Source organism: Halomonas sp. SIMBA_159, assembly GCF_046536035.1.
GTDB classification, from domain to species: Bacteria; Pseudomonadota; Gammaproteobacteria; order Pseudomonadales; family Halomonadaceae; genus Vreelandella; species Vreelandella venusta_A.
This window is the reverse complement of sequence record NZ_JAWJBT010001665.1, coordinates 1-234: the sequence shown is the minus strand read 5'-3', so window position 1 is coordinate 234 and position 234 is coordinate 1. Positions and strand designations below refer to the sequence as shown.

The following is a 234-nucleotide window of genomic DNA, read 5'->3' as shown; positions in this document are numbered from 1 at the left end:
GCCAGAGTTCGCCGAGCAGTCTCCTCGATCCCCTTCAGGATGAAGAGGATCCACGCTTCCCACGCGGCATCGGTCGTGACCGCCAGGAGCAGGCGGTAGTACTCGTCCTTGTTCTGGATGATGTACCGCGAGAGATAGAGGATCGGGTCACGCAAGACCTCAGCCGCCACGAGCTGAAGCACATTGAGGATGCGCCCGGTACGACCGTTGCCATCCGTGAACGGATGAATGGCC

1 protein-coding gene is annotated in these 234 nt (G+C 60.7%); it reads right to left on the bottom strand.

All coding sequences use genetic code 11. The annotated features are described in order from the left end of the window. Positions 1-234, bottom strand: a 234-nt coding sequence (locus R0J87_RS24865) for a Fic family protein (RefSeq protein WP_498889702.1), incomplete at both ends; no start/stop codon positions are given.